This is a genomic window from Leisingera sp. ANG49 (genome assembly GCF_059694505.1).
The window spans coordinates 23987-43575 of record NZ_JCATZN010000010.1 but is presented as its reverse complement, the minus strand read 5'-3'; the positions used below and the strand labels follow the sequence as shown (position 1 = coordinate 43575).

The 19589-nt window shown below is 57.6% G+C and carries 13 protein-coding genes and 2 pseudogenes; 5 read left to right on the top strand and 10 right to left on the bottom strand.

From position 1 onward, the window contains the following. Position 1 precedes the first annotated feature (1 nt). Together AC58NV_RS21305 and AC58NV_RS21300 are read right to left on the bottom strand one after the other, a co-directional pair. Complete coding sequence (locus AC58NV_RS21305) at positions 2–607, bottom strand: IS3 family transposase (RefSeq protein WP_497228932.1); 606 nt, start codon at positions 605–607, stop codon at positions 2–4. A 242-nt stretch (positions 608–849) separates the two neighbouring features. Next, positions 850–1347: a hypothetical protein gene (locus AC58NV_RS21300; RefSeq protein WP_497228931.1), complete on the bottom strand. Its 498-nt coding sequence runs from the start codon at positions 1345–1347 to the stop codon at positions 850–852. A gap of 99 nt (positions 1348–1446) precedes the next feature. Between AC58NV_RS21300 and AC58NV_RS21295 the strand changes: the two genes are divergently transcribed. Then, the gene (locus AC58NV_RS21295; protein WP_497228930.1) at positions 1447–2067 is read left to right on the top strand and encodes a TetR/AcrR family transcriptional regulator; all 621 of its coding nucleotides are present in this window, start codon (positions 1447–1449) and stop codon (positions 2065–2067) included. Between the two features lie 296 nt (positions 2068–2363). Here AC58NV_RS21295 and AC58NV_RS21290 read toward each other — a convergent pair. Continuing rightward, a pseudogene (locus tag AC58NV_RS21290) lies at positions 2364–2570 on the bottom strand (transposase); the annotation flags it as partial. A gap of 141 nt (positions 2571–2711) precedes the next feature. Next, the gene (locus AC58NV_RS21285; protein WP_497228929.1) at positions 2712–4571 is read right to left on the bottom strand and encodes an adenylate/guanylate cyclase domain-containing protein; all 1860 of its coding nucleotides are present in this window, start codon (positions 4569–4571) and stop codon (positions 2712–2714) included. A 192-nt stretch (positions 4572–4763) separates the two neighbouring features. Here AC58NV_RS21285 and AC58NV_RS21280 point away from each other — a divergent pair. Next, positions 4764–5494: pseudogene (locus AC58NV_RS21280) on the top strand (transposase); the annotation flags it as partial. Positions 5495–5739: 245 nt separating this feature from the next. Further along, positions 5740–6390, top strand: coding sequence for an IS3 family transposase (locus AC58NV_RS21275; RefSeq protein WP_497228973.1), 651 nt, complete (start codon positions 5740–5742; stop codon positions 6388–6390). 215 nt (positions 6391–6605) lie between these two features. On the opposite strand, the gene AC58NV_RS21270 is transcribed toward AC58NV_RS21275, so the two are convergent. Further along, the gene (locus tag AC58NV_RS21270) at positions 6606–7784 is read right to left on the bottom strand and encodes an adenylate/guanylate cyclase domain-containing protein (protein ID WP_497228928.1); all 1179 of its coding nucleotides are present in this window, start codon (positions 7782–7784) and stop codon (positions 6606–6608) included. Positions 7785–7798: 14 nt separating this feature from the next. Next, on the bottom strand, positions 7799–8665 hold the full coding sequence (locus tag AC58NV_RS21265; protein WP_497228927.1) for a heparin lyase I family protein: 867 nt from the start codon (positions 8663–8665) through the stop codon (positions 7799–7801). 154 nt (positions 8666–8819) lie between these two features. Between AC58NV_RS21265 and AC58NV_RS21260 the strand changes: the two genes are divergently transcribed. Beyond that, entirely contained in the window at positions 8820–9536 is a 717-nt protein-coding gene (locus AC58NV_RS21260) for a hypothetical protein (protein WP_497228926.1), read from the top strand. A 351-nt stretch (positions 9537–9887) separates the two neighbouring features. Here AC58NV_RS21260 and AC58NV_RS21255 read toward each other — a convergent pair whose 3' ends face one another. The 3 genes from AC58NV_RS21255 to AC58NV_RS21245 form a co-directional block, all read right to left on the bottom strand. Further along, positions 9888–10556 carry a DUF1326 domain-containing protein gene (locus AC58NV_RS21255; RefSeq protein WP_497228925.1) on the bottom strand — a complete coding sequence of 223 codons (669 nt, stop codon included), beginning with the start codon at positions 10554–10556 and terminating at the stop codon, positions 9888–9890. Beyond that, positions 10549–11940 (bottom strand): FAD-binding oxidoreductase, encoded by a 1392-nt coding sequence (locus tag AC58NV_RS21250; protein ID WP_497228924.1) that lies wholly within the window; start codon positions 11938–11940, stop codon positions 10549–10551. The genes AC58NV_RS21255 and AC58NV_RS21250 overlap by 8 nt, the downstream gene beginning before the upstream one ends. A gap of 64 nt (positions 11941–12004) precedes the next feature. Beyond that, complete coding sequence (locus AC58NV_RS21245) at positions 12005–15475, bottom strand: ATP-binding protein (protein ID WP_497228923.1); 3471 nt, start codon at positions 15473–15475, stop codon at positions 12005–12007. 612 nt (positions 15476–16087) lie between these two features. Here AC58NV_RS21245 and AC58NV_RS21240 point away from each other — a divergent pair. Then, positions 16088–16900, top strand: coding sequence for a response regulator (locus tag AC58NV_RS21240; protein WP_497228922.1), 813 nt, complete (start codon positions 16088–16090; stop codon positions 16898–16900). On the opposite strand, the gene AC58NV_RS21235 is transcribed toward AC58NV_RS21240, so the two are convergent. Then, positions 16882–19578 (bottom strand): hybrid sensor histidine kinase/response regulator, encoded by a 2697-nt coding sequence (locus AC58NV_RS21235; RefSeq protein WP_497228921.1) that lies wholly within the window; start codon positions 19576–19578, stop codon positions 16882–16884. The two genes, AC58NV_RS21240 and AC58NV_RS21235, sit on opposite strands and share 19 nt — an antisense overlap. Positions 19579–19589 lie beyond the last annotated feature (11 nt).

Below are 19589 nucleotides of genomic sequence, written 5' to 3'. Positions count from 1 at the left end.
TCTATGTGCCAATTCGAAGTAGAGTTTCGGGGGCTGGCGGGCGCATGTTAAGTGCCTGATGCGGGCGGGTTTGATTATATTGTCTGAGCCAGCAATTGATGACGACCTGGGCCTGTTTGGTTGTTGTGAACCATTCCGCATTGAGAACCTCGTGGCGGAGAGTGCCATTGAACCGCTCGTTGTACCCGTTCTCCCAAGGTGATCCCGGATAAATCCGGATCGGGTTCACGCCAACTTTCTCGAGCCAGCTCTGGGTCGCCTGAGACGCGAACTCCGGGCCGTTGTCGCTGCGGATGAACTCAGGCTTCCCGTGGCGAAGAAACAGGCTGTAGAGCACCTCCAGAACGTCTTCGGAACGCATCCGGGTTCGGACTGCCACCGCGAGCGCCTGGCGGGTGTATTCGTCCAGAACTGTCAGCATTTTGTAGCTTCGGCCATTGCTGAGCTTGTCGTGAACGAAATCAACACTCCAGACGTGATTAGGATGCTTCGGCCGGAGCCGGATGATTGAACTGTCTTTGTGGTAGAGGCGCCTCTTCCTCTTGTGCCGCCGCGGAAGCTGCAGCCCTTCTTCGCGCCAGAGGCGTTCAGACGACTGTACTGACAAATACGCCGCAAACTCGCTGAGAAAACTCTTGCAATGCAGGAGCCATCCACAGAGGACCTTGATCGCTAGCCAGGCATTTGCGCGCGCAGCACGTCACGAACCGGTGCTAAGCGGCCATTGCAAGGTCTGCCTGGAAAAAACGGCTGAGCGGGACGGAGCTGCCGTTCACCACTATTGCGCTTAGGTCCGCTTTCAAGCCTGCGCGTTTACCGAGCAGCGCTTGAAAAGCGGTGTCTCAGAAGTCAAAGAGCTGTCATACGGCCGGTGCGAACGTAAACGACGGTACTCAACAGAATTGCAGTTGCGCTGATCCACGTCATTTGCGGGCCGGGTGCTGCTGCAAATCCGCCAAGATCGACGAACATGAAGTACCCGGCGTCGGCAGCGCCGCCTACAATGGCTGTCATCACCACGGCGACGGCATTTCTTCGCCAAATCATGACCCCGCCGGCGGTTGTGAACACGCCAAACCATAGAAGGTTCCAGCTGTGCTGGTTCAGAATCCCAAGGACGGCTTCCGGATAAAGGATTTCAAGCGTTTGCGGGTCAGCACCACCAAGCATCGCCTTCATTGTCTCGGCAGGATCACCTGTAAGAAAACCGGCAAGGCCGAAGGCCCCGAAGGCAATATGCGCGAGCCCCCAGATGATCCATAGGACTGCTGATGCCTGCAGGAACCGGAGGAGGGTTCGTGACGGCGGAGGCTTTGCAGCTGACGCATTTCGATCGAGGGTTTCCATAGCTGGCTTCTCCTAACTTATATCTATACCGATCGGTATATTTTGACATTACATACCGAGCGGTATAGATGTCAATGAAATTCTTGTCAGGAGATGAAAGTGCTGGGGCGCCGCAGAAGTTTCGACAAATCCGAAGTGCTTGACAGGCTGATGAATGTTTTCTGGAAAAAGGGATATGCCGGGACGTCAATGAGCGACCTCACCAGCGCCACGGGGCTGACCAAGCCCAGCCTTTACGCAGCCTATGGAAACAAGGAGGCCATGTACTGTGCGGCGCTGGACTGCTACGTCCAGCTTCAATCAGAGGATGTGTACGCGACGCTGGCGGAGGACGAGCTGGGATGGGCCGAAGCTCTGACCAATTTCCTGAAAGCGACAGCCAGGGCAGCCACAAGGCCAAACCGGCCCGCTGGATGTTTTGTCTCCGTGGCGTCCTGTGACGCGCAAGCAGGCGCGCTGCCTGACGAAACCGTAGCCTTTGTGGGCAAGATCAATTCTCAAGGGAAGCAGATGCTGGTTGAAGCCTTCAGCGCACAATTGGGTACCGGAATCCGGGGGAGTTTCGATCCCGAAGTTCTGGCGGATTACGTTCTCGTTCTGCAGGCAGGTCTTGTGCAAATGGCAGTCCGGGGAACGGGCTATGCCGCGCTGGAGCGGACGATTGAAACCGCTATTTGCGGCCTGGTTGCAGGCACCGTTCGGCAGGAGGCGGCAAACTGACAGGGAAACTTGTGCGCGCAGTAATCGGATGCGGGGACTCAAAGCTGGCGTTCGTGCAATCCGCAGCATCAGGCAGTTTGGGCTCGACCCCGCCATCCGCTGCGGTGAACCCAGGCAGGCGCTACGAGCCGAGGGTGTGTGGAAACTCGCTTGGTTTCTCACCGATGGGGATGTTTCAGTCGATATTGTGGAGGCACCCGGTTTTTGGGCCACTTTGGCGACTGATGCGCCGGAGAGGGCTGAATCTGCGCTCTTGTGGCGTTTGCTGCGGTACGATTTGAGCTGAGCGCCACCTATCAGGCTGTAATGGCGGCCAGAAGCCCACGTACACCGATCAGGTTGATCATGCGCTTGATGTTATAGGCGAGGACATGGAAGGCCATCTCGGTGCGGACATTTTTGAGCCTGCGCATCCGGAAGTGCGTCGCCCCCATCCAGCTCTTGATTGTGCCGAACGGGTGCTCGACGGTCGAGCGGCGGAGGCCCATCAAGGCCGGGTCAGCCCGTAGCGGACATCTACCACCAGGCAACCCCTCGCACCTGCAGCACGGCGCGAACGGCGCTAAGCGGCCATTGACAGGTTCGCTAGGGAAAGACAGCAGCGCGGGACGAAGCTGTCGTAGGCTGACGATCGGAAATGAGCACTATTGAGGCATTCCGGACGCCTTCATGGCATCCAGCCACCTGTCGAGAACGCCCGGGGCCGTCCATACGCCGGTATTGACATCCCGCTCCCGCGACACGGTCCAGGTGGGGTTTTCCCTTTCGTATTCAGCCATTGCCTTGGCCGCCTTGTCTGGTTCCTCAAGGCAATGGTAGATGGCCGCAAGCGTCTTGTTGGCAGCAACAGGCATAGACGGCGCCGACACGAATGTATCTAGGGCCTGATCGCATTCTGCGATTTGCCACTGGATCCTGGCCTTTTCCCACTGGACGTCATGCCCGTATAGCGGATCGACACGCTCGGACTCTGCGAGCACAGCCAAAGCTTCGTCGGTTTCGCCAATATAGGACAGAGCCTGGGCCAGCGCGTTGCGTGAGAAGTGAGACGAGGGATTCAATTCGATGGCACGGCTGAAAGCGGCAGACGCGGCCTCAACATCCCGGTTCATCACCAGAGCGCGTCCCAAAGCGTGGTAGGCTAGGAAATTGTTCGGGTCGAGTTCCACGCCCCGGCGGGCGAGACCGATCATTCTTGTGCGAAGGGCCTCTTCATCGCCCTCGATCCAGCCATAGCGCAGCCCGATCCGAAGCGACAAGGCCTGGCCTAGATGGCCCCATGCAGACTCCGGATAGTCTTTGAGGGACTGCTCCTGTTCTTCGATGTTTTTCAACAGGTTCTCGCGGTTGAAATTCCGCATGATCCGGCTTTGCGCAGCGTTGGCGATCAACAAGGCGCTGACATCGCCTTCGGACATGCGTGCCTCGGCAGTGTCAACCACCTTGGCACCGACGGCATTGGCAATCTTCCGGCTGATCTGACTGTTTGTCTTCAGCAGCGCCTCCAGCGGGACATCTATCTCATCAACCCAAGTATGCGTTTCCGTATCCGCATCGATCAATTGTGCTTTCACCACAAGCCGCTCCCCATCGAATTTCTGGCTGCCTTCTAGAATGAAATCAGCGCCAAGCTGTTTTGCAATCTCGGAAACACCCAGGTCGGAGTTGCGGAACTTGAAGCTGGAGCGCCGCGAAATGACGGTGAATTCTCTGTACCGCGCCAGCGACGTGATGATGCCATCGCCTATCGTGTCGTTCAGAACACCCTTGTGTTCTTCAGGGCTTAGGTCTTCAAACGGCATCACCGCGATCACAGGAGCTTTGACTGGTTTGGGCTGAAAGTAAATGGATGCCGCCACAAGAGCCAGGATGACAAACCCTGCGGCGATAACCCATTGCTGCAACTTGCTGCGCGGTGCGCCCTGTTGATCGGAGATGGGCGGCGGGGTTTCCATGGCCAGCGCCTGCGAACGGGCGTCCAATTCGATCCGATAGACCTCCACCGGAGCGGGAATATTCTTGACTTCCTGCGGTCCCATGTCTGCGAAGGTGAGGTCGAGCTTGTCGCTCACCTGGTCAAAGGTGCTGCGCGATATGCAGATACCGCCGGGCTCTGCCAGCCCTTCGATCCGAGTGGCGACGTTCACTCCGTCGCCGTAAATGTCGTCGCCATCGACGATGACATCGCCCACATTGATGCCGATGCGAAACAGGATCTTGTCCTCTTCAAGCGGCTCTCTCTGAGCTGCCGCAATGGCGTGCTGGACGTCGACGGCAAAACTGACGGCATCCATCACGCTGGCAAACTCAACAAGGCTTCCGTCGCCCATGAGTTTGATCGTCCGGCCATGGTGGCGTTCGATCCGCGGGTCGATTTCTGTGCGCCGGAGCGCCTTTAGCGCCGTCAGGGTGCCGCTCTCATCCTGCCGCATTAAGTTTGAATAGCGCACGACATCGGCGGAAAGGATGGTTGTCAGCCTGCGTTCCTGGTGTCCGTGTTCCATAGCAAAGACCCCCTTCAGATCAGCCTAGCTTAAGAAGCGAGGGAGCGTCGAGGAATCTGCGGGCATCATGATGTGCAACACATCTGCCGATGAACGACTGTGGCTGCTTCAGGCTGATTCCGTTGAATAACTCATCCTTGATCGTGCGGTGAAGCGCTGTTTCAATTCTCCTAGAGGGCGGGAGGATCTGCAATGATGGGACCGAAGCAGGAAGCACAGGCATCAATGTTCTACGAGTTCTCGCTTGAGGATCATGTGCCTCAGACCACCTTCTCCGATCCATTGATAGTTTCCTCGACTTGAGCGGCATCCGGGGGCATTTGGCGGATTTCTATAGCCACACTGGCCGTCCATCGGTCGATCCCGAGTTGCTGATCCGCATGCTGCTGGTCGGGTATTGTTTCAGCATCCGATCCGAGCGGCGGCTCTGTGAAGAGGTCCATCTGAACCTGGCATACCGCTGGTTCTGCCGCCTTGATCTGACGGACCGCATTCTGGATCACTCAATCTTTTCCAAGAACCGGCATGGGAGGTTCCGCAAGAGTGACCTGCTGCGCCATGTGTTCGAGACAACGGTTGCGCGCTGTATGGAAGAGGGGCTTGTTGGTGGGCAGGGCTTTGCTGTCGACGCCAGCCTAATCGTCTTCGACAAAGGTGAACGCACCGATGGAACCTTCTCACGATCCGACTTCACCTGGGATGATGTGAACGACCGCTACATTTGTCCGGGAGGCAAGGAGATGCGGCATACCTGGCGCACTTATTCCGACCCCGCGCGGAATGCACCAAGCTGGAAATCCCGCAAATACCGGGCGCTGAAATCCAATTGCTCGGGATGTGCATTGAAGGCCAAGTGCTGTCCCAACTCTGAAGTCCGCGCCATCCACCGTGAGAAATACGAGAGCGTTCGAGACTTCGCCCGCCAAGAAGATTGTGGCAGAGCTTGAGCTGGACAAGCTGATCCTCAAGGAAAGCCTGAGTTACCTTAAGCCGAAGGCCTGACGACAAGCCAGCTTCGTCAGGCTGTCACTCACACGCGCCAGAAGCTCGCCACATCGGAGCGTCGGACCTGTCAGGCCGTCGGCCTTGCGCGCAGTTCCATGCAGTATCAGCCGGTGAAAAGAAACGATGACGGTCTGCGGCTTGCCATGATCCGTCTGGCCAAGAACTGTGGCCGTTATGGCTACCGCAGCTGCGGATCGAGGGCTGGTGGGTGAACCACAAGAAGGTTGAACGCCTCTGGCGCGAAGAAGGGCTGCAGCTTCCGCGGTGGCACAAGAGGAAGAGGCGCCTCTACCACAAAGACAGTTCAATCATCCGGCTCCGGCCGACACACCCCAACCATGTCTGGAGTGTTGATTTCGTTCACGACAGGCTCAGCAACGGCCACGGCTACAAGATGCTGACAGTTCTGGATGAATACACGCGCCAGGCGCTCGCGGTGGCAGTCCGCACCCGGATGGGGTCCGAAGAGGTTCTGGAGGTGCTCTACCGCCTGTTCCTGCGCCACGGAAAGCCCCAGTTCGTCCGCAGCGACAACGGCCCGGAGTTTGCGTCCCTGGCGACCCGGAGCTGGCTCGAGAAGGTCGGCGTGAACCCGGTCCGGATCTATCCGGGATCACCTTGGGAGAACGGGTACAACGAGCGGTTCAATGGCACTCTCCGCCACGAGGTTCTCAATGCGGAATGGTTCACAACAACCAAACAGGCCCAGGTCGTCATCAATTGCTGGCTCAGACAATACAATCAAACCCGCCCGCATCAGGCACTTAACATGCGCCCGCCAGCCCCCGAAACTCTACTTCGAATTGGCACATAGAAATGGGGCTGGACGTATGTCCTCCCAAAGAAGGCAAACCACAGGAAGTAGACTTTGCAAATCTGTTGCGCATTCTGCGGCCTGGAAAATGGCCAGCCTGCGGTTAGAGTTTCCTCGAGCATCTTTGTTTCAGGCATTAAAGCCCTATGGCATAACGCGGCGATACAAACTGGCGCCGACACCAGGATCAACCTGCAAAGCACTTCCGATCACTACTAACCACCCGGCACTTCGAAAATTGAGGAGTGCATTACTGGCCTCATATCATTCCAGTAAGGGGACGGAGCTGGCCCCATGTTTGTTTTGAAGTGGGCAAGGGATTGATCCCCCTGATAGTTCTCCGGCCCGTATGGCTTCCAGTTCAAGTAATCAACTGGATCACCGTTCAGCCAGTACCAGCCACCGGCAGGCTCCTCAGCGCCATCTTCCTGAACGAGACCAATCGTTGGGCCATTGTACTGCCCATCAACAACTTGCCAGTGTCCCTCGTCCCTTACCGATAACTCGAAAAGAAAAGCATTTTCTTCTGCGGAATTGATGGCCACTAAATGCCCGCCAAGTATCTCTCCAATTTTGATTAAGTCTGAAAGTGAACCGCCCCAAGTACGGATAATGTAGTACTTGGAACCCTCAAAAGTTCCTTCTGTAACGAGGTCGAAAAAACTTAACAACGCATCAGGAGTAGGATTGGTTTCGAGGAAGGACGTTAAGGGTAAATCGGGCTTTGATACCTCTCGGCTGCCAAATGAAAATAGGGACATGGCTAGAGATGCTAATACCGAAGCTACCGCCACGCCAATGGCAAATGGATGCCGCACTGTTTTTTCAAATAGGTTTGAAACCCTCTGAGACATCCCAACTTTTCTCTGGCCAAGGGCATAGACCTTCACAGGCGCCTGAATATTTTTTAGGAAATGCTCTCCAATTTGGGTAAACTGGTAGTCAAGACGGCCACGCACATGTTCAATGATGTTTTCTGAAAGGCAAATTCCGCCAGGCTCTGCAATCGCTTCAAGTCTGGCTGCGATATTCACTCCATTTCCAAGAGCGTCGCCGTTCTTCTGAATGACGACATCGCCCAAGTTCAACCCGATACGAAACCGCATACGAATCTCTCTCATCTTCTCATCGTGATATTTGTCATGCCTCCTTTGAATTTCTACGGCAGCTCGAACGCCATCAATAACACTTTCAAAGCATGCAATTACGCTGTCACCAGCGGTGTTGGCTATTCTTCCGGAATTGGTCGCGATGACTTCATCCAAAATCAGACGGAGCTCACCCAGTTGAGCTATGGCGATCTCCTCGGATTGCGACATTGCTCTGCTGTAGCCGGCAATATCAGCTGCCAGAATTGTCAGAAGTTTCCTTTTAGGTCTTTCGCCCATGTTCATGAAGTTCCCGCGCCCTAGTCCACCGGAGGATAGCCCAGCTTTTCACGCAGCCGGGTATCAACCTGCTCTCGGGATCGCCCCGTCAGATACTCATCATAATATACTACCCATGTTGGAGTTGGTTTGCTTCCTTGCTCGGCAATCCACGTGCGGGTGTTCCCCACGTAAATTCCGCGCCGATGGTTTGGGCCAGGGTAGTATTGTTTCGTTGTTCGGGCGACCAATTGCCCCCGATAGTCGCATCTGAGTTTTCCGTTCACCCAGATCTTCAGGTAACCCGAAGAGTCATTTGCGAAATTGGTGTTTATCACCAAATCAACCCAGTTGCGCTTAGCTGTTGCAATCGAAAAAATATCTTTGCAGATATTCCCGTGCTTGTAGCGCCCAACCCGGCCGCCTCCAGAAACTGACATATCGGTAAGCGCTACAAAGATAGTATCCTTGCTTCCGTGATCAGATTGAACAAAAATTAAGATTGGCGGGTTATCTCCTCCCATCTTCCACTGACCGAAAAAAGGATACAGCCGATTGCGGCCTGGAAAGTGTGGAGATTGGGCAACATGGAAACTCCAACCGATCCAAATATCCTGGCCTATCCGAGCCCGCGTGTTGCGCCTTGTTTCACGAAACTCGGCTCTCAATCTATAGTTTCTGCAATCCTTGCCGCCACAATCACCATCTCTCAGTTCGAACCGCTCTGAACGTTGACCACGCCGAACCGGTTCGCCGGGGCTGCTATAGCGGAACCCGTGTTTTTTCAGGCGAACGTTCTCTTCATACCCCCGCGGTGGACTATCAGGCCATGACGGGCTTGGGTGAAACAGAAGTGGTGTTAATGCGAATAGATACACCGGCCACACTCGTAACAAATACAGCAACATAAACCCCCTTGAACCGCACAGTGATGCACGTCAAAAGCTTAGCGAGCTTCATCCTTACCGGGAAAGGGGAAATCTCTTAGACAAGCCGAAGAAGTTCTGCTTTACTCTTAACACTGCGTGATACTGTGTTGGCCTTGCGAAAGGGAGGAGTATGATGCAGATGACCCTAAGCGTTCCTGGCTCTATCCTTCTTGCTGTCGTGCTGACGATCGCTAGTGCCACCGTTTCCGATGCGGGTCCGCGCAACAAGTGGTCTATATCATGTGGTGTCGACAAGGGGGCTATCAAGCGCTCTGGCAAAACTTGGACATTCAAGACAAGTTCTAATCATTGTGACGGTGGTACGTTCAACCAACGCGCCGAAATCAATACTGAGCGTTTTTCGCCAGCAACTCGTGGGACCTATCGCGTTCAGACCCATGTTTCGATGCGTGCAAGCCCTCCAGGTCGGTTCGACATCATGCAAATCCATGATGGACGAAATAGTTGCGCGCCACCTTTGAAGATTCAAATTCAAAGATCTGGTGAGATAACTTTTGACAGTGAATTCAAAACTGAAAGGGGCGGAGCTAGAAATTGTGTAAAGAACCGCGTGCTCTACAAGGGCGGGTCGCCGGGGCGAATTCGACAGGATGGCACAGAGTACAAACTGGACGTGGTTTTTGATTTCGATGGAAACGGTGGATTTGATGTGATCGTTCTGCTCGATGACCGCCATCAAATTAGTGGAACCTATAAACATGAGGCTGGAAAAGGCTACCGAAAGGCGACGTATTTCCGGATCAAACATGGCGTTTACTCCAAGCAGATCTTCCGATACGTGATGCAGTCGCGCGATCTGTCCGTACGGCGCGTGCGGTTAGGCAACTAAAGCCAAGTTTATTTAACCCAGTGGGCTCGAGCTGACGTTGATAGTCAAAAGCGGTCACTAGGTGCAACTGTTCGGATAGCCGTCGCCTACTCAGAGAGCATGTTCTTTGTAACCCATGTCGCGGTAGCGGCAAATGCCTACACAGTCCGCAACCTTGTCACACAATGCCAGTTTCATGCTGCGCCCTCGACGAGCGGCAGCTTTTTGATCGCGGCACCGCGGCGAAAATTGTGGCTTGGTCTGGCGACAGGAAGGGATTTGCAAATGGTGCTTTCTGCGCCAAGCGGACTTGGGATGGGGCGCAGGCTGCAGCTGCGGCGAACGGCAGCTCCGTCCGCGACTCATCTGAGCCTAGTGGCCTAGCCAGGCGGTCAGGCGCGGCCTGTCGCGGATCAGGCCGTTCTGGTTGAAGTGGTGGATGCAATAGAGCGCCCAAGTCTCGTCGAACGCCATCTCCAACTCGCCGTTGACCCTGGTGGTTCCGAGACCGAGTTCGCCATAGGTGAATTCAAAGCTGCCGCTCGGCCGCGCCAGCGCAATGTGGAAGGGTTCGTCCGTGAACTCGTTGATCTTCGGAGCGCCGCGGCTCTCAAGCAGGCCGGGAATACTGGCACGTGCGGTCCGGCCCTCGAGATCGACCTCGAGTTCGATGGGCAGGAACAGCGTGTTGCAGAATTCCGAGCAGGTCGAGGCGAAGACCGCGAAGACATTGCTCAGCGGCTTGCAGGCCTGGCCGGTGAGGATGGTCTCGAGCGCGGAGCGCTGATCCGTGTCGGCAGCCTCGTCGATGACGATCTGGCCTTTGCCCTCACCGTCGGCGATTTCGCCCGGCCACTTGTAGATCGCCGCCCATCTCAGCCCGGCCAACGGAGCGCCGTTGAAATGCCCCTCGATGACCCGGCCGACATAGGCCGACTGGCAGAACCCGTTCGTGGTTGGGAGATTGAACTGGCAGCCGCAATTGATCGCGCAATTGCAGTTGTCGAAGGTCTCGCTCTTGAAGTGCCATTGGTCAGACATGGCTTCCCCCCTTCGCTGGTTCGATGTTCTGGTTGATGTGAAAGACGTTGTCGGGGTCGTAGGCCGCCTTCACCGCGGCGAGGCGGGCGTAGTTCACGCCGTAATTCGCCGGCGCCCGGTGATCGTCGTCATCCGACATAAAGTTGACGTAGCCGCCGTCGCTACCCGAGTGGGGATGGATGGCGTCGTAGTAACCTCTGACCCATTTGATATTGGCCTCGTTGTCGGCTGGGTCGTCCCAAATGCCGGCAACCACCGGCGAAAAATTCTTGTCGCGGTGGCCGAACGCTGTCTCGTCGGGCCCGACACGCTGGGCGGCGCCATTAATGGGGTGCAGATGCATCGAGGAACTGACATGTGGCGTGTGTCGGCCATGCTTGATGTGCTGGGTGATGGCTTCGTCGGTGAGTTCAGTGATGTAATCAGCCTTCCAGTAATGCTGCATGCCCTTTGGGACAGCGTCATCGAAAAGACTGTTCAGCACCGGGAGCGGCATTGGGTGGCAATACTCGGCCTTTACCTCGGCAAAACGCCGCAGCGGCTTCAGCACGTATTCGGTTTCGTCGTGCGGTCCGTTCCAGCAGGGGACGAGGACACAGAAGAGATCGCCGATCCGATCCTCGGGAATGAAGGGCAGCGGTGGCGCAATTTGCCAGCCGAAGAAACAGCCGAGCTGCTCGGGAGCGAGCGCAATATAATCGCGGTAACCTTGCAGAACCGCCTTGGCGTCATCGAACTCAAAGAACAGCGGCCCGCCCACGACGACGCCGACCTCATGCAGCTGAAACTCGAAGTTCGTGACGACACCAAAATTGCCGCCGCCGCCGCGCAAAGCCCAGAACAGGTCTTCATTCTGGTAAGGGCTCGCGGAGACTTGGCGACCGTCAGCCAGCACTACATCAGCTGACAGCAAATTATCGATGGTGAACCCGGCGCTTCGGGTCAGGTAGCCGATCCCGCCGCCCAGTGTCAGCCCTGCGACCCCGGTGGTCGAGACGATCCCGCCAGGGAGGGCAAGGCCGAACGGATAGGTGGCATGGTCGACGTCGCCTAGGGTTGCACCGCCGCCGATTCGGGCAGTCTTTTTGACGGGGTCGACCTGGACACTGCTCATGCCAGACAGATCTATGACCAGCCCGTCATCCACCGTGCCGAAACCCGGCACACTGTGCCCACCACCGCGCACGGCAAGGTCAAACCCGCCCTCGCGGGCGGTAGTGATCGTGGCCATGACGTCGGCCGCGTCGACGCACCCGACCACCGCGGCCGGTCGCCGGTCGTGCATCGCGTTGTAGACGGCCCGCGCCTCGTCATAGCCGGGGTCCGCAGCGGTGGTGATCGTTCCCCGAACCTTCTCGGACAGTTTTTCGGCCAGATTGCGCATTTGATCGCCCTCCCTTAAATTTCTCTAAGGGATACCATCCCGGGCGTTCCGAAAGCGTTCCCTGCTAGCTGGTTTCGGACAGAAAAGCCGTTGCTGCGCGGAACACCGGCAGATTCTGTCCTGAGGGAAGCTCGCTGAGGAGTTCAGCCAGCAGCGCACGCCGCCCCGCGTCGGGAAACCGGCCGGCAAGCGAATGCTGCGCCTTGAGTGCCAGCCACTGCGCGCCCTGGGCGCGTGCGGTTTCGACCGCTTGATGCAATGAGGAAAGCGACTCTTCGGTTGCGCCCAGACGATAGGCGAGTTCGCCCTCAACGCGCTGGAGTTCGGCGACGAGATAGCGCTGCTGACATCGCTCCGACCAAGCGAGTGCTTCGCGGGCGGCGGCGTAGCCCTCGTGAAATTCCCCCCGCAGCCCGCGAGCCTGGGCAAGCAAAAGCAGGGTCAAACTCAGATGGAGGTTTTCGCCGGCGGCCCGCGACCGCTCCACCGCCCGCACAAGCCTGTCGATGCCGGCGCCTGATCCGGTGCGGACCTCCAACCATCCGCGTAGCGCATCCAGGACGACCCTGAGATAGCGCTCGGAGAGGCGCGACCATATCTGATCCGCCTGTCCGAGCAAGTTTTTCAGGCAGGCGATGTCCTCGGCCACGGCGGCCAGAATGGCCCCATAGGTAATGACATAGGCCGAGGTCATCAGGTGATCGAGATCGTCGGCAAGCTTGCACGCCGACCGGGCCAGCACGTCGGCCCGCACCGGGTCGCCGGACCAGAGCGTGGCAAGCCCCAGACGTACAAGGCACACAGCCTTGGGATCCTGCGCATAGCGCGCAAGATGTTCTTCGCGCCGTGCTGGGTCATAGTGCTGGATGGCCGCTTCCAGGAACCGGTGCGATTTTTCCAGATCACCTTGCCAGAATGCGCTGACACCCATCAGGTAGCGGCCCTCGGTACCGGCAACGTAATCGCCGCCCTCGTGGTTAATCAGAGCTTGTGCCAACTCGCTGCTGGCATCGAACCGACATCCCTGCAGTCGGGCTAGACCCAGGCCGCGGAGAATGGGCGGAGCAGCCGGCCTGCCGAGTTTGCGGCAAAGTGACAGAGCACGTTCGTAAAGCCGATGCGAGGCTTCCGCGCCGTAGCCCTCTACCGCGACGAGCGGAGCGCCCAGGTCAATCCGAATGCCCAGTTCAACGGCGTCCCGATCAGGCGAGCCCGGCAGCTCAGCCAGCAGCGCGAGCGCACGGCGGAACATCGTAACCGCTTCGTCAAGACCCGACATCGCCGTCGCCCGTACCCCAGCGATGCGATAGGCCTCCACGGCCTGCTCGGCCATGCCTGCCTGGTCGTAGTGGGCGGCGAGCTGAGCGCTAACAGCGGCGGGGTCATCGCGATGCTCGCACGCCAAGGCGTCGGCAACGACACGGTGCAGCCGCCGCCGGCGCGCGGGATTGATCAATTCGAGTGCGAATTCCCGAAGCTTGTCATGGCTGAAGTCATAGCCTTGCCCCCGGTCAATCACGATCCGCCGGCGCCAGAGTTCGTCAAGCTGGTCGGCGACCACCTGTTCGTCGCCCCCCGTCGCCGCCACCATTGCACGCGCCGAAAAGGACCGGCCGGAGATGGCAGCCGCCTCTGCCAGTTTCCGCGCGCCGTCGGACAGTTGATCGAGCCTTGCTCGCAGAACTGAGCGCATCGTCGGTGTCAAGATGCCTTGCATACTGCTGGAGGATATCCCGGCCTGGATCGTTTCGACGACGAATAGAGGGTTGCCTTCGGTCTCGTTCCACAACCGCTCAGCCAACCCGGCATCGATTTCGTCTTCGCCCTGCAGTTCCGCCGCGAGTGCCGCGGTCGACGCTTGATCGAGCGGGTCGATTTCGACAAAGGTCACAACGTGGTCGCGCTGCAGGGCATCGAGCAGTCCCTGCAGTGGGTGGCGTTCGGGAAGCTCCTCCCACCGCACGGTGCCGGCGATCAGGACAGGAGTCTGAGAGTGGGCACGAAGCAGGTATCCGATCAATTCGATGGTCTCTGTATCGCACCACTGCAAATCGTCGATGATCAGAAGCTGCGCGCCGTCACGGGCCAAAATGGCCTGACACACGGCGTCGAAAATCCGGTGACGCCGGGCCACGCTATTCAGGTTGCCGTTCGGGCGTTGCGGAGCGCTGCCACCGAGCTCCGGCAGCAGTTTGGCTAGCTCTACGCCCCAAACCGGGTCAAGCGCGCTAAGGCGGCGCGCGATGCTCGGCGACCGAAGCAGGTCGATGACCGGTCCCCAAGGTAGCCTTCCGGCTGCCTCGTAAGCCCGTGCGGTCGCGACGTCGTACCCTTCCGCCGATACATGCCGATCAAGTTCCTGTGCTAGGCGGGATTTGCCGATACCGGGTTCGCCGGTCAGCAAGACCAGATGTGCCCGACCGGCGCGCGCCGTCTCCCACGCCTCAAAAAGCGCGCTCCATTCAACGTCGCGCCCGACAAATGGCGAACGGGCAGCGTCCTCTGCACGCGTGCGATCCTGTTTGGACGCGTTGGCAACAAAATCCTGGCATAGCACTGCAATCTCGGCATCCGGTTCGATCCCGAATTCACTCCGAAGTTTGTCGGCGTAGCCTTGGTATGTCCGCAATGCGGCGGCCATGTTACCCAGCGCGCGATGCGCTTCCAACTGAATTTGAACGGCGACTTTATCGGCGAAATCTAACTCACTGACTGCCTCGGCGTGCTTGATTGCAGCGCGACGGTCGCCGCGCTCGGCCGCCGCTTCGGCGAGATGTCGATGGACACTGAGCGCCGCTGCTTGAAGTGTCGCGCGCTCCTCGAGAACCCAGTCGTCGTAGCAGGACGGCAATAGATCGCCCTGGTAAAGCCGCGACGCACGCTCGAAATCACCAGACGCGATGGCCTCTCGGAAGCTCAGCACATCGACCTTGCTCAGGTTTGCCGGAAGCCACCGCACGGTCCTGGTTCCGATCTCGGCATATGCCTCGACGCCTGGCAGGGCCTGCCGAAACTCGTGAAGCAGTTTCCTGAGATTCGTGCGCGCCTGGCGCTCGCTGGAATCGGGCCAGATCTCAAACGCCAGTTGTGAACGGTCTTGGGGCGTTCTGCGCATGGCGATCAGCGCCAGAAATCGCTGCAATCGTGGAGAGTTGAACCCGCGCAGTCGTTGGCCATCCAGAATGACCTCAGCTGCGCCAAGAAGCCGGATGCGAAGCCGCGCAGCGCCTCCGTCACTGCTCTGCAGGCCGCTCGGTATTGATGTCTCCCCTCTGCGATCCGGCATTGCCCCTCGACCGATCCATCTGTCCTCTTTTATACGCCAGAATCTGCTGCAAGTCGAAACGCCGATTGGGCAGGAGCGCTTCTGTCCAATCTTCTCCGTTGGCTGCCACCCGATGTCAGACCAAATCTGAAGCTTTACAACTGACCACTGGCGTTGCAGCGCCCCATGCATCCAGGCGCCTGTACCGCGTTGCAAAACCTGATGACTTTCGGCGTTCATTGCCACAAAGGTGAACTTCATATTTTGCATATTTGGAACTGCGCGACAACGCAGGCTAACCGTCGAGGGCCCAGCAGGAGATTCTGGTTCCCATTCAAGGGTGTAGGATGAGGCACTAAAAAGTTTCTTTTGTGCCCGCACGAGCTGCACTTATGAAATAATGGTGCCGATGAATTTGATTGGCACATCCATTTGGGACTGAATGCTCGGAAGCCCTGGAACGATCTGCCACAACAATTGTGTCCTCTTGGCGCTGAACTTCCAATTTGATCGGACCTATCAGCGGTTTGAACAAAGCCAGTCGGGTCAGGCCCATCTCGATGTTCGGGCTACAGGAAAAGGCAAAGATCGGCTGCACGAAGGGACCACGCGCCAACGCCTGCCCAAGGCGGATGGCGATAGCGGGCGCTGACTTATTGCTAGAGACCGCTGCTCCGCCCTTTGGTGCTTTCCTGATCCACGAGTGGATTCCACTGATACCCATTGGCCTCCTCTAACTGACGCTTGGAACCGTGATCCGGCTGGGCCACTCTAGAATGGAAACGAACCAGACAGGCAGCCGTTCCAAAGTGCTAAGGTTGGCAGCCGAAGTCCCCGATCGTCCCTTGTGTGGTATTGCGGTTTCGCGTCAGATAGCGTTCCATGAAACATCTAAAAAAAAAATTGCCTCCACTTACATCTCTGGTGGCATTCGAGGCGGCAGCACGGCTAGGCACATTTACTGCTGCAGCAGAAGAGTTGAACGTGTCGCGCGAGGCGGTAAGCCGCCAGATCCGATCTCTTGAGGCCCACCTCGGGGTCACGCTGTTCGAGCGAGATGCCAACAGGGCTGCCATGGGCTCGGTAGGAGAGCAGTTTTTCAGCACAGTCTCCCCTAACCTTTGGGCCATCGCATCGGTGGCGCAAGAACTGGCCGGCGAAACCGAAGGCAGCTCCCTGGATGCGGAAGAGCTGCTGCCACCGCCTGATAACGATGACCTGCCGACCTTGCTGGTAGTGGATGACACGCCTGAGAATATCCATCACCTGCACGGCCTGCTGAGCGATGCCTACCGGGTCGTCGCTCAGACGTCGGGGCAGGATGCGCTGTCTTACCTTTCGGGAGAAACCGCCGATCTAATTCTGCTGGATATCCGAATGCCGGGAATGGATGGCTATGAAACCTGCCGCCAGATCAAGGCCACTGCAAGCCTGGCCGATATTCCGGTCATCTTCCTAACGAGCTTGGATGATCCGGACGACGAAACCCGAGGGCTGGAGCTGGGGGCCTGCGATTTCATTTCCCGTCCTGTGGTGCCAGCGGTACTGCGCGCCCGTATCCGCACCCACATTGAGCTCCGGCGGTCAAGCGCGGCCTTGGCAGGTCTTTTGTCACGCCGGGCTGATCGTTTGGAGCGGGCCGAAGGCATACTAACCCGCCTCGCCAGCGAGATTGATCAGTTCCGGGCTTCTTGAAGTTCCTCGGCAAGCGCCTCCAGTGCGGTGCGGGCTGACGAAAAATCTAACCTTTCCAGAGCTCTGATTAGGGTATCAACGGGGCCCTTGGGTGCCTTCGTACCATAGGTCCTGACAAACCTTTCTGCTGCGCCTAGTGCCGCGACATCATTGCTTTCAATCAACTGAGTCAAATGGCCGATCGAGATCGCCGAAAGCCCGTCGCAGGCAGGCCTTTCTCCGGAAACCGCCAGCTCCAGTGAAAGTTGCTGTATGATAGGAAGCAAGTCCCTTACCTCTGCTTGGCCTGCCTCCGCCATCTCCGCCAATTTGACCAATTCGTCCGCGCCAACGGTGCTAGCCGCGCCGCGCATCACATGAAGCAGCTCAGATACGTAGTTGGTGTTTTGGGTCTGATTGGGGTGGCGCAGGCGTTTCTTCCATTCTTCAAGCTGCTCGCGGAATCTCAGCAGGTTTTGTTGATAGAGCACTTCGTTGCCGCCCGCATAGAATCGACCCTTGTCTCTGTTGATACCGGATTGTGGCTTGTTCTCCTTCGAAAGCCGTACTAGCGTCTCCTTCAGCTTTGCCGGGTCAATCGGCTTGGAGAGGAAGCCGGCAAAACCAGCTTTGCTGCAACGCTGGTGCTCCTCCGAGGTGGCGTTTGCAGAAGCTGCAACCACGGGAGGCAGCTGCACTCCATGTTCGGCTTTCATGACCTCAAAGGCTTGGTGACCATCCATCTGGGGCATGTGGAGATCCAATAGGATCAAGTCAGGCATTACGCGTGCCACATGTTCCACCGCTTCCAACCCGTTACGGGCCGTACGCACCTGTGCGCCGAGCCCTTCAATCAGAGCCACAAAGACCGATAGATTGATGCGGTCGTCTTCCACCACCAGCACTTCCTGACCTGACAGGGCACCGGGAAGGTCTGGTGTCCGCTCTGTACTATTTTCCAGCTGATTTAAGACTGTTACCAATTCCTGGTGGGTGACTGGTAGAGCAATGTACTTGGCGTGCAGGTCATCGCCAGGCATCGAAACACTGATGAAGCCATCTTCGGCCATAACCCGGATCACCGCCGGATCGTCCACAACAGCGTATCCTGCACGTTCGGCCATGATACGGATTTGGGACACCTGTTCCTCTCGCCCTTGAAGGTTTAGTTTTCCTGCAAGCGCCGGATCAGGTTTCGGCATTCGGCAGGGCAGTTCGATTTCCAGGGCAAAACGCGAACCTTCTCCTACTTTACTCTCAACTTTCAGTTTCCCGCCCATCTGGTCGGCAAGGCGATGAGCTATCGACAAGCCAAGCCCAGTGCCGCCGTATTGGCGGGTTGTCGAATTGTCGGCCTGACCGAAGGGCTTGAAGATCTCCTCAAGCTGATCAGGTGAGATGCCAATTCCGGTGTCTCGAACCCCTAGATTCAATAGGGTTTTGTCTCCTGAACTAGCAGTGCAACTAGCTTCCAGCTTGATTTCACCCCGGCTCGTAAACTTCACTGCATTTGAAGTGAAATTCATGATCACTTGTCTCAGGCGCAACGGGTCGGCGCTGATATCACTTGGTAGATCAGGTGCGTAACTCCAGCAAAGCCGCACTGGCTTGTTCTGCACCAATGCGCGCGTCTGAGTCATTACCGTGTCCAGAAACTCATCCAGCCGAAACCAGACCTGCTCAAGGTTCAATTCGCCTGCTTCGATCTTCGAAAGGTCCAAAACGGAATCGATATTCTGCGACAGGTGCGCGGCGGCAGCACGCATGTCCGTTAGATGCCTTCGGGATTGTTCGGTATACCCATCACGCAGCAGGATTTCCGACAGGCCGATGATGGCATTCATCGGAGTCCTGAGTTCGTGGCTCATGTTGGCCAAGAACGTTGATTTTGCTTGGGAGGCCTCCACCGCCTCGTTCCTGGCGGTGACCAGCTCACGGGTGCGTTCATCAACTAGCCCTTGCAGATTGTCACGACTTTCCTCCAGCTCTCCCACAGTGCGCTGAAATGCTCGGGCCAAGCGCGAGATCTCATCACGGCGGCTGACATCAAACAGCTTCCGGTCGCGTCCTTTCAGCTCGAACCTATGCCCGTCGCGTACCCGCAGGGCCGCTGATTGCAGGCGTGCAATCGGCCGGATAACCGTCAGCTGCATAGCTAGGAAGATCACCGAAGTAACCAGCAGTGTCTGCAGAATGCTGGATCCCAGCACTACAAAGCCACGTGCCACCATCTCCGACTGCACGTCGTGAAACGAAAGGTCAACGTTCAAATGCCCGATTTCAGTACCATCGCGCGGGCTGAGGAGTGGGTAGCGGTGGATTTCTTCTTCATTGCCAGGCATGCCGAGGACCCGAGCGATTAGGGGCGGGCTGGCGGCTAGCGGCTCCGCCGCCGACAGATCGCCCAAGCCGGTACTTTTGCGCAGGGCATCGGTCAGCAGCGGGTCTTCGATCCAGACTTTTCTGATCACTGGATCGGCCAGCAGTCCAGACAGGATCGCCCCCACATCCGGCACGTCAACCTCCCAATAGGCGACTTCGGCCCTGGGCAGAGTGGCTCTGACTACTCGGTCGGCGTTGAGCCGTGCGGTTTCCACGCGCTGGCTGCTTTCGAGGACCAGAGTTACCACGCCCAGGATCAGCCCCGAGAGCACCCCAAGGCCGGCTGCGGCTAAGGCGATCTTGGGGGTGATGCCCATCTTCTGAAGGG

Coding starts and splice junctions, on each gene's coding strand:
- AC58NV_RS21300 (WP_497228931.1), bottom strand. CDS start 1,347: ATGGAAACCCTCGATCGAAATGCGTCAGCTGCAAAGCCTCCGCCGTCA.
- AC58NV_RS21285 (WP_497228929.1), bottom strand. CDS start 4,571: ATGGAACACGGACACCAGGAACGCAGGCTGACAACCATCCTTTCCGCC.
- AC58NV_RS21270 (WP_497228928.1), bottom strand. CDS start 7,784: ATGAACATGGGCGAAAGACCTAAAAGGAAACTTCTGACAATTCTGGCA.
- AC58NV_RS21265 (WP_497228927.1), bottom strand. CDS start 8,665: ATGTTGCTGTATTTGTTACGAGTGTGGCCGGTGTATCTATTCGCATTA.
- AC58NV_RS21260 (WP_497228926.1), top strand. CDS start 8,820: ATGCAGATGACCCTAAGCGTTCCTGGCTCTATCCTTCTTGCTGTCGTG.
- AC58NV_RS21255 (WP_497228925.1), bottom strand. CDS start 10,556: ATGTCTGACCAATGGCACTTCAAGAGCGAGACCTTCGACAACTGCAAT.
- AC58NV_RS21250 (WP_497228924.1), bottom strand. CDS start 11,940: ATGCGCAATCTGGCCGAAAAACTGTCCGAGAAGGTTCGGGGAACGATC.
- AC58NV_RS21245 (WP_497228923.1), bottom strand. CDS start 15,475: ATGCAAAATATGAAGTTCACCTTTGTGGCAATGAACGCCGAAAGTCAT.
- AC58NV_RS21240 (WP_497228922.1), top strand. CDS start 16,088: ATGAAACATCTAAAAAAAAAATTGCCTCCACTTACATCTCTGGTGGCA.
- AC58NV_RS21235 (WP_497228921.1), bottom strand. CDS start 19,578: ATGGGCATCACCCCCAAGATCGCCTTAGCCGCAGCCGGCCTTGGGGTG.